The sequence below is a fragment of the Chlamydia pecorum E58 genome (assembly GCF_000204135.1).
GTDB classification, from domain to species: domain Bacteria; phylum Chlamydiota; class Chlamydiia; order Chlamydiales; family Chlamydiaceae; genus Chlamydia; species Chlamydia pecorum.
Map to the genome: position 1 here is coordinate 430,451 of NC_015408.1, position 12,798 is coordinate 443,248.

Sequence of the window (12,798 nt, forward strand, 5' to 3'; positions counted from 1 at the left end):
CCCTTATCAGCACAAATCATCTTGGCACGCAAGAATTCTTTCTTTACAGAGGCCGAAATTTGCTGAAAAAAGCTCTATGCAGCAAGATCCTACTACAAAAGGGTTTTGTGGTCTACTAACGATTTATGCTCTAAGAGAGATTGACTAAAAGCTATAGAAATTTATTGCATGTAGTAAAATCTCTGGCTAGTTTGCAAACTCAAACGCAGCATAGTTACGGAAGCGGGCAAGTTCTTTTTCAAAAACTAATGGGACAGAACCTATAGAGCCATGGCGGTTTTTAGCGATAATTAGTTCTGCTGTGCCGGGTTTGTCATGGGGATCATAGTACTCCCGACGTAATAGAAACATCACCAAGTCTGAGTCCTGCTCAATGCTTCCACTTTCTCGGAGATCACTCATCATAGGGCGGTGGTTTGCTCGGTCTTCAACTTTTCGAGACAGCTGTGATAAGCACAAAATAGGGATATTTAGCTCTCGAGCTAATGTTTTTAACATGCGTGAAATTTCTGAAATTTCTGTTTGACGGCTTTCCGTAGACCTTAGGGTGCCCGAGCCAGAAAGTAGTTGTAAGTAATCAATAATGAGAAATTGGATATCGTAACTCTCTTTCATCCTCCGTGCCCGAGCACGTAAATCAGAAACTTTTAACCCAGGCTGATCATCTATGAGTAAAGTCTGTTTCTGCATTTCGTTCACTACAGAAACAATTCTTTGAAAATCATGACCTGAAAGATCGCCAATGTTGATTTTCCTAGATTCGACTTCTGCTCTAGAGCAAATAATTCTATGGATGAGCTGATCTACAGTCATTTCTAAAGAGAAAATTCCAACAGGAATTTGATTTTGAAAGCAAAGATTTTCTGCAATGTTTAAAGCGAGAGCAGTTTTCCCCATGGCGGGGCGCGCAGCCAAAATCATTAAATTTGAAGGGGAAAACCCATGGATTAACCGATCCAAATCAATAAAATGTGTGGGGATCCCTGAGAAAAAAGATGCTTCGCTAGTTTGCGCATGCTGTTGAAAAAACTCTTGTTTTTCTTGAAGCTGCTCTAGGTAGGGCTTTTCCTTGGCGGCAACAAGACCTCGGAGTTTATCTGCAACAAGGACATAAGGTGCCACAGCTGTTGTTTGGCTGATTTTAAAAAAGGCGCTTTGGGCTTCGTCTAAAGCTTCTGTGACGTTTTTGGGCTCTTCACTAGCTTTTTTTTCGATTTCCTTTGCCGCCTGAATCATTTTTCTTAAGGTTGATTTAGAGCGGATGATTTCAATATATTCTTCTATATAAGCTGCTGTTCCTGCAAAATCTGCTAGGGTAATCAGGTAAGTAGGACCGCCGATTACCTTAAGGTGATTGCGACGCTTAAGCTCCTCCCCTGCAAGGTGAACATCTATGGGCTTGTCTTGTTTAAAGGCGTCCTGCAGCACTCTAAAAATCAGTCTGTGTTCTAGATAATAAAAATCTTCTTCGTAGAGTTGATTCGCAGCAAGGTTGAGGTAGTTTACTCCTGTTAGCATGCAGCCCAAAACAATCATTTCTGATTCTTTAGAGTTAGGTGGAGAGAGAGGAGGAGAGTGGGGAGGAGGTTCTGTCTGAGCCGATGATCCGCGATTCATGCAGGTGCCTTATTTTTTAACCTAGGTTAGGTCATTAAGTATATATGCTCAAGCTCTAGTTCAAGGAGGCGGATGAGGAAACCTCCTTATTTTAATGATTTTGTTGATGACATGTATACTGGGTAGTAATTAATATGCATCTGCCATATAATGGGTCGGAATAGAGCTTGCTATCTAGTTCCAGCTTTGTCTTTTTGAAATTTAAGTGGGAACATAGCAAGGTATATTTGACTTACGTAAGGAAAGATGACTGAGTGGTCGAAAGTACGTCCCTGCTAAGGACGCGTACCCCTAAAGGGTACCGAGGGTTCGAATCCCTCTCTTTCCGAAAGATTGCTAAAAAAATATTTAACGCGTTTTTGACTTTTTTTAGTTGTATAAGGCAGAGCAGCTGATAAGAGTGTAGAGGGGAGAAGTACTCTATGCTTGTTTGTAGAGAGACCTTGTTTTATAATGGTTTCTAATTAGGCTGTAAATCGTCTGGAAAAGTCGCGTTAGTTAGCCAAAATCATGAGACAATTTTGTAATTTACTTTCTCTATCACGTTTGTGGCTAGCTCTATTCTTTTTTCAAGAGAAGTTGTATTTCCGTCTCCTAATTATCTTTGGTGCCATGGTGAGTGATGTTTTGGATGGGTATCTAGCTCGTCGCTATAAAGTCACAAGCCGTTTAGGATCGATTCTTGATCCGGCTACGGATAAAATCTTTGTATTTGTATGTGTTATTACTCTCTACTTTGAGGGAGCGCTTTCTGTCACTCATCTCCTTTTTATTTGTGCTAGAGATATCTTTCTTTTAATTTTTATTATCTATTTGCTTAGAGTGCGTGGTTGGAAGGGATATGATTATAAAGCCCTATTTTGGGGGAAAGTGTTTACTGTTGTCCAGTTTATCATCTTATTAGGGGTGACTGCTGGAGGGCAGATCCCAGTCATGAGCTTGACGCCTCTCGTGATTTTGGGCTTTTTTTACTTTCTTGAGAGAGTCTTAGACTACAAGAAGCAGTGTTTAGGCTAGTTTATAACAATTTTTTTGTAAGAAATAGCCAGGGGTTGTCACATGAACCTCTTGAAGTTTACGGGTGCTTTAAGTACAATTGGTGTCTTGTTTTTTTATTATAGTCTTTAATCTATGCCTCGCTGCATGCAATATAACCAGTGTTATAAGCGGTTTTCACATCAGGCGGAGTTCTTGGGGCATAAAATTTGCGTTGTCAAGTCTTTTTATTCCATAATATTCGGAAGGAGTTTATGCAGTCATCGGAAGTGAAACCCTCTTCAAGGCTGTGGGCGTATTTGTGCCCTATTTATCGATCAGAAATTCCAAAATTTGTTCCCCTCTTCTTTCTCGCATTCTTTGTTGGCTTTAACTACTGTCTTCTAAAAAGTATGAAGGATACATTGGTGATTGTCGGCTCCAGCGCTGGGGCTGAGGTGATCCCTTTTTTAAAGGTTTGGGGGATAGTTCCTGGGGCTGTACTCATTACAATGGTGTATGGTCTGCTTAGCCGGCGCTACTCTAGGGATGTCGTGTTCTATCTGTTAGTAGGAGGGTTCCTTGGATTTTTCTTTATTTTCGTAGTCTTTATTTACCCGATGGGGGACAAACTACATTTGCATGGAGTGGCAAATTGGTTGCAGGGAGTTCTTCCTAAGGGATTGCGTGGGTTTGTTGTGATGATCCGCTTCTGGAGCTACAGCTTGTACTATGTTATGTCAGAGCTGTGGAGTTCTGTGGTTCTCTCCACGTTATTCTGGGGGTTAGCAAATCAGATTACGACGGTTAAAGAGGCTGCCCGTTCTTATGCCTTGTTGCATACAGGGTTAAACTTGTCCTCAATTTGTGCTGGAGAAATTTCCTGCGCGATGGGGAAACATAAAATTCTACACTGTGCATTTGCGTGTGATCCTTGGCATGAGGTGATGTTGAACCTTACTGGGTTTATTACATGTGCGGGGCTCATTATCATCTTGTTATATCGTAGAATTCATAAGATCACCAAGGGGTACGACTCTTCAGGGATAGCAAATTCCTTGTCAGGGGAAGAGAGTGTTGCAGGCGCCAAAGCGAAAAAGAAAGTTAAAGCTCCTGCAAAAAGTTTATTCTTGCATTTAGTTCGCTCTCGGTATTTGTTGGGAATTGCGGTGATCGTGTTGTCCTATAACCTAGTGATTCATCTTTTCGAAGTGGTGTGGAAAGACCTTGTAAGTCAGATTTATAGTTCTCATGTGGAATTCAATAGCTATATGGGAAGAATTACCACCCTTATTGGGATAGTGTCTGTGATTGCTTCGTTCTTGATTGCGGGACAAAGTATCCGCCGTTGGGGATGGTTTGCTGGAGCTCTAGCTACTCCTATTGTAATGTTGGTTACGGGAGTGCTATTTTTCGGCGCCATTTTTGCTGTAAAAAGGGATATTATGATTTTTGGCGGGGTGTTTGGCATGGCTCCTTTGGCTCTTGCAGCCTGGATGGGAGGAGTGCAAAATATTCTTGCTCGTGGAGCGAAATTCACCTTTTTCGATCAGACTAAGGAAATGGCATTCATCCCGCTTTCTCACGATGATAAAAACTATGGGAAGGCGGCTATCGATGGTGTGATCTCTAGGGTGGGAAAATCTGGAGGGTCTTTAGTTTATCAAGGCCTGCTGATAGTCTTCTCTTCTGTAGCAGCCTCTTTGAATGTCATCGCTACAGTTTTGCTATTAATCATCGTCGTTTGGATTATTGTCGTTGCATATATTGCTCGGGAGTATAAGCAAAAGGTTTTAGCAACCTCTGCAGATGCTCCCCAACAGTCTTTGTCTTCTGCTGCTATAGAAGAAGATGAAGAGCAACTTCAGCAAACTCAGAAGCAGTCTCCAGAGACTGTAGGTGTGATATAGGGATTTTTATAGGAAAGGCTTGAGAAAATCCTTAAGCTTTTCCCTCTGTAGACCACTTTTCACCTTTAAGCTTTTCTTTTGATATCCTATTTTATCTTCTTAAAAATGATTAAGAGTTTTTTAGGTGTTTATGAAAATCTTGTGGCGTTGTTTCTCTAAGGCCTTTTTTTCCATTATAGGGCTATCCTTAGGGGTGGTGCTTGCTTTTATGCTTTTGTTAGGACTTGTTGCTTCTGTTGCCAATTTTAGCCCGACAAATTTTGTAAACTTACCCGATGCTCAAGGGGTAGTAAGAGAATTAGGGAAGACTGCTCCAATTATTGTTGTCTTGGATATAAAAGATAGCATTACTTCTGCAAAGAGCTCAGCAAAATCTCTAGAAGAGGCGCTTTTGGCTTTGGAGAAAGAGCCTTTTAAGGATCGTGTGAAAGGGGTAATTCTCGATATGAACTGTCCAGGAGGAGAGGTTTTTGAGGTGTCCCGGATTTATGCTACGTTAAATTTCTGGAAGCAAAAAAGCTCCTTGCCTTTATACGTGTTTGTCAATGGCCTTTGTGCTTCTGGAGGCTATTATATCGCTTGCACTGCAGATAAAATTTATACATCTCCTGCATCTTTAATTGGCTCTGTGGGTGTACTTTCAGGGCCCTATTTTAACGTGAAAGAAGGCCTGAATCGACATGGGATCGAAAGTGATGTCTTAACTGCAGGAGAAGAAAAGGCACCTTTAAACCCCTATACTCCATGGACAGCTCAAGCAAGGAAAGAACGTCAGGGAGTAATAGATTTTCTTTATGGGCAGTTTGTGGATGTTGTGGCATCCCATCGTCCGTTATTAACTAAAGACAAGCTTGAACGCACCTTAGGTGCTCGGATTTTCCCCCCTCAGCAGGCTTTAGAAGAGGGATTTGTTGATGTGATTAATGTAACAAAGCAGCATGTATTACAAGAGCTTGTTACGGCATGTGGGATAGAGGAGAGCTATCGTGTTGTGGGAATTGAAGGGGGCGGTTTATGGAAGAAAATTGCCACGGCAGCAGCGTCAAGTCCTTTAATTACTGGGAAGCTTACCTGGAGTGTTTCCTCAGAAGAGCATGCTAGGGAAATCGCATATTTTTAGATAATGAGATAAATGTACATGGGACAGAGCGAAGAGAAGCTTTCAAAGAGGTTGTTTGTTTTAGATGCTTCGGGATTTGTATTTCGAGCATATTTTGCCCTTCCAGAGATGAAAACCCCTCTGGGAGAGAGAGCTCAGGTGGTTTTTGGCTTTGTTCGTTCTATAAACAAATTGATCAAGGAGTTTTCTCCTCAGTACATGGTTGCGGTTTTTGATGGGCCTAATAATAAGCAAAGCCGTCAAGAGATCTATACAGAGTATAAAAGTAACCGAGAAAAGAAAGTCGAAGACCTTTCTATACAGATTGCCTTGGTGAAAGAGTATTGTGTATTACGTGGGCTGGCTCACATAGAGGTGGATTCTGTTGAGGCGGATGATGTGATCGCAAGTATTACTACACGGGCAGTACATGAAGGGTATGATGTGTGTATCTGCACAGCAGATAAAGATCTCCTGCAGTTGGCAGGGCCTCAAGTAGGGCTATGGAACCCCTGGAAAGAACAGGGAATTTTCGGAGAGGAAGAAGTTTTGGAGCGTTATGGGGTGCCTCCAAAGTGTATTCCAGATTATCTCGCTTTAGTTGGGGATACCTCGGATAACATCCCAGGGGTCAAAGGATGTGGGCCAAAGAAAGCTGCAGCGCTTCTTCAGCAGTTCGGTAGTGTTGAGGGGATTTTAGAGAATCTCGAGCACATCAAAGGATCTAACCAAACAATGCTTAAAGAACAAAAGGAGATATTGCAGCTAAGTAAGAAATTAGCCGTGTTGGATCATAATGTCTCTTTGCCCTGTTCCATAGCGTCATTGACTTTCCCGAACCTCTCCGTAGATGAGGAGAAGCTACAGGTGTTTTATATGCAGCAGGGATTTAAGACTTTAGTGCACCGAGAAGATGCTGTCCTCTCAGAGATTAATGTTTCCGTAGTTGTAGAGCCGGAAGAGCTCATAGATGTGTTGCAGAGCTTTGAGAAGAAGTCCTTAGCGATCGCAGCGGCCTATGTAGGCAAGCATCTTGTCTCTTTAGCTTTGCAGGGGATCGCACTATCGGATGGAAACCGCGTGGTATATGTAGAGCTTAAGCAACGTCCCGAAGAGCTTCTAGAGATATTGTGCAAGTTTTTTTCAAGAGAGGATCTTTCATTTTATGGTTACAATATCAAGCGTGATTTGCATGCGCTGAGAAATGCAGGTATTGTTATTTATAATGTGAGCTGTGACCTTGCTCTAGCGGAGCATCTCATTCATGGCGGAGCAAGAACATCGTTTCAATCGTTGCTTGTTAGCCATGGATGGGCAGCAGTGGCAGCTAGGTATGTGAAAGAATGGGGACATCATGCCTTGCCTCTTGTTCAGCTTCCAGAAAACCCTGAGAAGTATTTTGGTGAGCTTGTAGCACTCCTTCCCCAGATTAAGGAGAGCTTGCTTGAGGAACTACAAAAGAAACAACTTACAGACGTGTTCTTTAATTTAGAAATGCCTTTAGAGCACGTGCTATTTTCCATGGAAAGAAATGGAATGCCTTTGGATAGCAAAAAACTTGTTAGTTTAGAGCATTCTTTAGAGCAGGACCTCGCTATTCTTACGGAAGAGATTTACACGTTGGCAGGGGAGCCATTTAATATTAAGTCTCCAAAGCAGCTGGCAAATATTTTGTATAATAAACTAGGGATCACCCCTTTAGATAAAGCGAAATCTACGCGGGCAGAAGTTTTAGAAGCACTACGTGAGGAACATAAAATTATTGAAAAGCTCCTCATGTTTCGGGCTTTAGAAAAGTTGCTTTCAACTTATGTCAAAGCTTTGCCTCGGCAAGTTGCTCCTCAAACACAAAGAATTCATGCAACTTTTGAGCAGATGGGAACAGCAACAGGAAGACTCGCCTGTCGGGATCCTAATTTGCAAAATATTCCTAAAAGATCTTCTCGGGGGCTTTCTTTGCGGGAGGCCTTTTTGGTGCCATGTGAAACTGTCTCCTTTTTAGCGGCAGACTATTCTCAAATCGAATTACGGCTACTGGCTCATCTAAGTCAGGATGAGGTATTGCTACATGCATTTCATCAGGGAGAGGATATTCATGCGTTTACGGCATCTCAGGTTTTTTCTGTGCCTTTAGATCAGGTGACAAAACAGCAGCGTATGTATGCGAAAACAGTCAATTTTGGCATCATCTATGGCCAACAGGCATATGGCTTGTCTAAAATCTTAAAGATTCCTCTTAGTGAGGCGCAGGAGTTGATTCAGGCATACTTCGAGAGGTACTCTGGAGTGGCGCGCTTCGTAGAAGAAACGATTGCAGCAGCGTCTCACGACCTTAAAGTAACAACCATGCTAGGACGCGAGAGGGTTATTGATAATTGGGATGAGCATCCTGGAATACGGGCTTCTTCAGGACGCTTAGCAGTGAACACCCGAATACAAGGAAGTGCTGCAGAGCTAATAAAATGTGCCATGCTAGAGATTTCTAAGGAGATCCAAGACAGAAAGCTTCAGAGTAGGATGTTACTTCAAATCCATGATGAATTAATTTTTGAAGTCCCCGATGGGGAAATGCAGGAAATGTGTGCTCTTGTTCAAGAAAAGATGGAAGCTGCAATGACCCTGACCGTTCCGCTCGTAGTAAATATCTTAATTGGAAAAAATTGGGCAGAATGTTAAAGTTGTTGAAGGTTTCCATTACGGGGGATCTCTCTTCTGGGAAAACTGAAGCGTCGCGGATTTTTCAGGAGCTAGGGGCCTTTGTTGTTAGTGCTGATAAAATTTCACATAGTTTCCTTATTCTCCATACGCACATAGGTTGTCAGATAGTTGATCTTTTAGGACCAGAAGTTATTGTCGATGGAACGTTAAGTTCGCGAGCCATGGCAGAGAAGGTCTTTAAAAGTCCTTCTCTTTTGGAAGGTTTGGAAAAGATCTTACATCCTGAAGTTTGTCGGATAATTGAGGAGCAATATGATCAAGCTGCACAAAGTAGGCGGTACCCTTTATTTGTAGCTGAGGTGCCTTTATTATATGAGATACATTATGCCGATTGGTTTGATAAGGTTATCCTTATTGCTGCGGATGAAGATGTACGTCGAAGAAGATTTATTAAGAAAACAGGATTTTCTGGAGAAAATTTTTATCAGAGGTGTGCACGTTTTTCAGATTTTGCTGAAAAGGCTGCCCAAGCAGATATTGTTATTGAAAATAATGGTTCTAAAGAAGAATTCCATCAGAAAGTCGAAGAATATTTTTACGCTTTAAAGGGAGCAATATGAAAGAAGAACGTTCTTCAGAAGTCTTGCCTAAGGTGAAAGAAAACAAAAAGTATGCAAGCTCTGCACAAGAAAAACCTTTTGTAGGAGAGAGTTCTGTTGTTGTCAGCGAACCTGAAGAAGCCTTGCCTGTGACAACTACAAAAATTGCGAAGTTGCAAAGGATGGGCATAGAGGAACTCAATGTTTTGGCTCGTCAATATGGGGTGAAAAACATTGGTTCCCTAACAAAATCTCAAGTGGTTTTTGAGATTGTTAAGGCGAAGTCTGAGCGTCCAGATGAGCTCTTAATTGGCGAGGGGGTGTTAGAAGTCCTTCCTGATGGTTTTGGGTTTTTACGCTCCCCTACATATAATTATTTGCCTTCTGCTGAAGATATTTATGTTTCTCCTGCACAGATCCGCCGTTTTGATTTGAAAAAGGGCGATACGATCATTGGGACTATACGTTCTCCAAAGGAAAAGGAAAAGTATTTTGCCTTATTGAAAGTGGATAAAATTAATGGGTCGACGCCAGATAAAGCAAAAGAGCGCGTTCTTTTTGAGAACTTAACACCTCTATATCCTAACGAAAGGATCGTTATGGAGATGGGGAAAGACAAACTTGTTGAGCGTGTTTTGGATTTAACGGCTCCTATTGGGAAAGGGCAGCGAGGGTTGATTGTAGCGCCTCCACGTTCTGGGAAAACGGTGATATTACAAAGCATAGCACATGCGATCGCTGTGAATAATCCTGACATTGTGTTGATTGTATTGCTGATTGATGAGCGCCCTGAGGAAGTTACGGACATGATTCGACAGGTATGCGGAGAGGTCGTGGCTTCAACATTTGATGAGCAGCCAGAAAGGCATATTCAAGTGGCAGAGATGGTCATAGAAAAGGCTCGCCGTTTAGTAGAGCATGGTAAGGATGTTGTGATCCTTTTGGATTCAATTACGCGTTTAGCACGTGCGTACAATACAGTACAGCCTCACTCTGGGAAGATTTTGACTGGAGGAGTGGATGCGAGTGCGTTACATAAACCCAAGCGCTTTTTTGGTGCTGCCAGGAATATCGAAGGTGGGGGATCCTTAACGATCTTAGCGACTGCATTAATAGATACAGGCTCGAGAATGGACGAGGTAATCTTTGAAGAATTCAAAGGTACTGGGAATATGGAGTTAGTATTAGACCGTCGTTTATCAGATAGGAGAATCTATCCTGCAATAGATTTGATTAAGAGCGGCACTAGAAAAGAGGAACTTCTATATCATCCTTGTGAGTTAGAAAAGGTGTATCTCTTCCGTCAAGCGATAGCAGATTTGACAGCTACAGATGCGATGCATCTGCTTTTGGGTCGGCTGAAGAAGACGAATAGTAACGCTGAATTTCTGCTTTCTTTGAAAGAATAAGTCTACTTAGATAGCAACTCTTGATGAGATAGCGCTATTTCTGATTTTAAAGAGGCATCTTGGGGCGCTCCGATTAAGATTTCTGGGAATATCACAAGCGAGATGTTCTTGTATAGGGATTGGTAATGTAGGGGAATGCTTTCATATAGAAAATCTTGAAGACTGCAAGATATTAAGTCGATATCGTCAAGAACAAGGGGATCTCCTTCTTTACTGCGCACTCCTAAAAATGTTTTTCCCTGAAAGATAGTAGTTACTATAGGGGGATGGACTTTAGGGGAGAAATCTTTAGGTAGAGGGATTCCAAGAAATAGGCAAGTTAGCATATTTTGCTTTTATAAGCCGGGATTTTGTATTTTGTCAAAGCGGAGATGTACTGTGGTAAGTTATGATGAAACGCAACTACGTGATGATGCGGTAATTAAGTTATACCAAATTGGGGCGATTAAATTTGGGAACTACGTATTATCTCAGGAGCAGGAAACTCCGGTTTTCGTAGACATGCGCTTGATCATTTCCTCCCCAGAAATTTTGCAAACTATGGCGACGTTAATCTGGCGCTTGCGTCAAGAGTTTAACAGTAGCTTGCTTTGTGGTGTTCCTTATACGGCATTGACCCTAGCAACTAGCATTTCTCTACAGTACAACATTGCCATGGTGCTGCGCAGAAAAGAACTTAAAAATCCAAATTTCTCCGACACAATTAAGGTAGAAGGGCGCTTTACTCCAGGGCAAACTTGCCTTATCATCAACGATGTGATCTCCTCAGGAAACTCCATTTTAGAAACTGCAACAGCCTTAAAAGAACAAGGATTGATTGTCCGTGAGGCATTTGTGTTTTTAGATAGACTTGTAGGAGGAAAAGAGTTCCTTAAAGATCAGGGGATTAAAGTCAGCTCGGTATTTACCTTATTTTCTCTAGTAAAAACCTTAATAGAGAGTGGGGAGCTGAGTGAAAGCGACGCGGCCTATGCAGAAAAAATTGTCGAGAGCTTAGAAGAAGTAAGTTAAGCTTAATATTAATAACTTGCTGTTCTTTTTCTTTTTTATTTTGATTTTAGTTTAAATACGTTTGTATAGCCTTTTTATTTGTTTATATTTTAGAATTAAAACGAGAGAGGGCTAAATACATGATAAATGGGTTTCAGAATCACCTTTCAGGAGGAAAAACGTCTTATCGTTATCGAGATAGGGTTGGGGTGATTGTTTTATGTGGTGGGGAAGGAAAGCGGCTGTCTCCATTGACAGATAGTCGGTGTAAACCTACCGTTTCTTTTGGAGGAAGGTATAAGCTTATCGACGTTCCGATTTCTCATGCTATTAGTTCTGGATTTTCTAAGATTTTTGTAATTGGGCAATATCTTACCTACACCTTACAACAGCATCTATTTAAGACCTATTTTTACCATGGTGTGCTTCAGGATCATATCCATCTTTTAGTCCCTGAAGGACGTCAGGGGAACCAAATTTGGTATCGAGGAACCGCAGATGCAATTCGACAAAACCTCCTTTATCTTAAAGATTTAGATTTGGATTACTTTTTGATTCTTTCTGGAGATCAGCTCTACAACATGGATTTCCATGTAATCGTGGAATCCATGATTTCTTCCCAAGCAGATATGATTCTTGTTGCGCAGCCGGTATCAGAAAAGGATGCGCGAAGAATGGGCCTTCTTCGGATAAATATAGAAGGAAAGGTGATAGATTTTTACGAAAAGCCACAAGATGAGGAGTTATTAAACCGGTTTCGCCTTACTCCTGACGTCCGCAAACAACACAACCTCTTAGAGTCTGAAGGGGAGTTCCTAGGCTCTATGGGGATCTATATGTTTCGAAAGGAGAGCTTATTTCGGCTGTTAGCAGAAGAAGAGGGAGAGGACTTTGGGAAGCATCTGATTCATGCGCAAATGCAAAAGGGAAGAGTACAGGCATTTTTGTATGATGGGTATTGGACAGATATTGGCACGATAGAGTCCTACTACCATGCAAACATCGCCCTGGCACAAAAACCTCACTCCTCCGTAAAGGGGTTTAATTGCTACGATGCCCGGGGTATGATCTATAGTAAAAACCATCATTTACCTGGAGCTGTAGTTGTAGAGTCAATGATTTCGAACTCTTTACTTTGTGAGGGGAGCGTGATTGAGTCTAGCCGAGTTTCCCACAGTGTTGTAGGGATTCGCGGGATGATTGGGAGCAACTCCATTTTAGACCATACAATTGTCATGGGCAATGAGGGCTATGACTCTATGCATGGAGGAGCTTTAGGAATCGGAAAGGATTGTGAGATTTACAAAACGATTATAGATGAGAATTGTTCTATAGGGAACGGCGTGAAGCTGTCTAATCTTAAGGGTTATTCTCACTATGACTCCCCAGATGGGAAGCTGTTTGTCCGAGATGGAATTACTATTATCCCTCGCGGGACCAAACTTCCTGATAACTACGTCTTTTAGAAAAAAGGGAACAACGAGGGATTTGCTTTTTATCAATAGAGCCCTTACAGTGAATGACTTTCTCTCTTTTGTGCA

At 41.8% G+C, this 12,798-nt stretch carries 10 protein-coding genes and 1 tRNA gene; 9 read left to right on the top strand and 2 right to left on the bottom strand.

The features are described 5' to 3' along the window. Positions 1 to 186: 186 nt before the first annotated feature. On the bottom strand, positions 187 to 1,617 hold the full coding sequence (gene dnaB, locus G5S_RS01985; RefSeq protein WP_013712505.1) for a replicative DNA helicase: 1,431 nt from the start codon (positions 1,615 to 1,617) through the stop codon (positions 187 to 189). A 240-nt stretch (positions 1,618 to 1,857) separates the two neighbouring features. Between dnaB and G5S_RS01990 the strand changes: the two genes are divergently transcribed. From G5S_RS01990 to rho, 7 genes are all read left to right on the top strand, one after another. Continuing rightward, positions 1,858 to 1,945, top strand: a tRNA-Ser gene (locus tag G5S_RS01990). A 182-nt stretch (positions 1,946 to 2,127) separates the two neighbouring features. Beyond that, positions 2,128 to 2,634: a CDP-alcohol phosphatidyltransferase family protein gene (locus G5S_RS01995; protein WP_013712506.1), complete on the top strand. Its 507-nt coding sequence runs from the start codon at positions 2,128 to 2,130 to the stop codon at positions 2,632 to 2,634. A gap of 233 nt (positions 2,635 to 2,867) precedes the next feature. Next, complete coding sequence (gene npt2 / locus G5S_RS02000; RefSeq protein ID WP_013712507.1) at positions 2,868 to 4,502, top strand: NTP/H+ exchange transporter Npt2; 1,635 nt, start codon at positions 2,868 to 2,870, stop codon at positions 4,500 to 4,502. A 130-nt stretch (positions 4,503 to 4,632) separates the two neighbouring features. Next, on the top strand, positions 4,633 to 5,622 hold the full coding sequence (locus G5S_RS02005) for a S49 family peptidase (protein ID WP_024010288.1): 990 nt from the start codon (positions 4,633 to 4,635) through the stop codon (positions 5,620 to 5,622). A gap of 18 nt (positions 5,623 to 5,640) precedes the next feature. After that, positions 5,641 to 8,277, top strand: coding sequence for a DNA polymerase I (gene polA, locus G5S_RS02010; protein ID WP_013712509.1), 2,637 nt, complete (start codon positions 5,641 to 5,643; stop codon positions 8,275 to 8,277). Then, a complete protein-coding gene (gene coaE, locus G5S_RS02015; RefSeq protein WP_041466881.1) occupies positions 8,271 to 8,879 on the top strand; it encodes a dephospho-CoA kinase in 609 nt (202 codons plus the stop codon). Before polA ends, coaE begins: the two co-directional genes overlap by 7 nt. Further along, on the top strand, positions 8,876 to 10,267 hold the full coding sequence (rho, locus tag G5S_RS02020) for a transcription termination factor Rho (protein WP_013712511.1): 1,392 nt from the start codon (positions 8,876 to 8,878) through the stop codon (positions 10,265 to 10,267). The genes coaE and rho overlap by 4 nt, the downstream gene beginning before the upstream one ends. Positions 10,268 to 10,269: 2 nt before the next feature. Here rho and G5S_RS02025 read toward each other — a convergent pair whose 3' ends face one another. Continuing rightward, positions 10,270 to 10,593, bottom strand: coding sequence for a hypothetical protein (locus G5S_RS02025; protein ID WP_013712512.1), 324 nt, complete (start codon positions 10,591 to 10,593; stop codon positions 10,270 to 10,272). A gap of 52 nt (positions 10,594 to 10,645) precedes the next feature. Here G5S_RS02025 and G5S_RS02030 point away from each other — a divergent pair, with 52 nt between their 5' ends. Then, entirely contained in the window at positions 10,646 to 11,278 is a 633-nt protein-coding gene (locus G5S_RS02030) for an orotate phosphoribosyltransferase (protein ID WP_013712513.1), read from the top strand. A 119-nt stretch (positions 11,279 to 11,397) separates the two neighbouring features. Further along, entirely contained in the window at positions 11,398 to 12,723 is a 1,326-nt protein-coding gene (locus G5S_RS02035) for a sugar phosphate nucleotidyltransferase (protein ID WP_013712514.1), read from the top strand. The last annotated feature ends 75 nt before the right edge of the window (positions 12,724 to 12,798 follow it).

Bases quoted from the DNA above. Each gene is read 5' to 3' on its own strand.
- G5S_RS02035 (WP_013712514.1), top strand. From the start codon at position 11,398: ATGATAAATGGGTTTCAGAATCACCTTTCAGGAGGAAAAACGTCTTAT.
- G5S_RS02005 (WP_024010288.1), top strand. From the start codon at position 4,633: ATGAAAATCTTGTGGCGTTGTTTCTCTAAGGCCTTTTTTTCCATTATA.
- npt2 (WP_013712507.1), top strand. From the start codon at position 2,868: ATGCAGTCATCGGAAGTGAAACCCTCTTCAAGGCTGTGGGCGTATTTG.
- polA (WP_013712509.1), top strand. From the start codon at position 5,641: ATGGGACAGAGCGAAGAGAAGCTTTCAAAGAGGTTGTTTGTTTTAGAT.
- G5S_RS02025 (WP_013712512.1), bottom strand. From the start codon at position 10,593: ATGCTAACTTGCCTATTTCTTGGAATCCCTCTACCTAAAGATTTCTCC.
- G5S_RS01995 (WP_013712506.1), top strand. From the start codon at position 2,128: ATGAGACAATTTTGTAATTTACTTTCTCTATCACGTTTGTGGCTAGCT.
- rho (WP_013712511.1), top strand. From the start codon at position 8,876: ATGAAAGAAGAACGTTCTTCAGAAGTCTTGCCTAAGGTGAAAGAAAAC.
- dnaB (WP_013712505.1), bottom strand. From the start codon at position 1,617: ATGAATCGCGGATCATCGGCTCAGACAGAACCTCCTCCCCACTCTCCT.
- coaE (WP_041466881.1), top strand. From the start codon at position 8,271: ATGTTAAAGTTGTTGAAGGTTTCCATTACGGGGGATCTCTCTTCTGGG.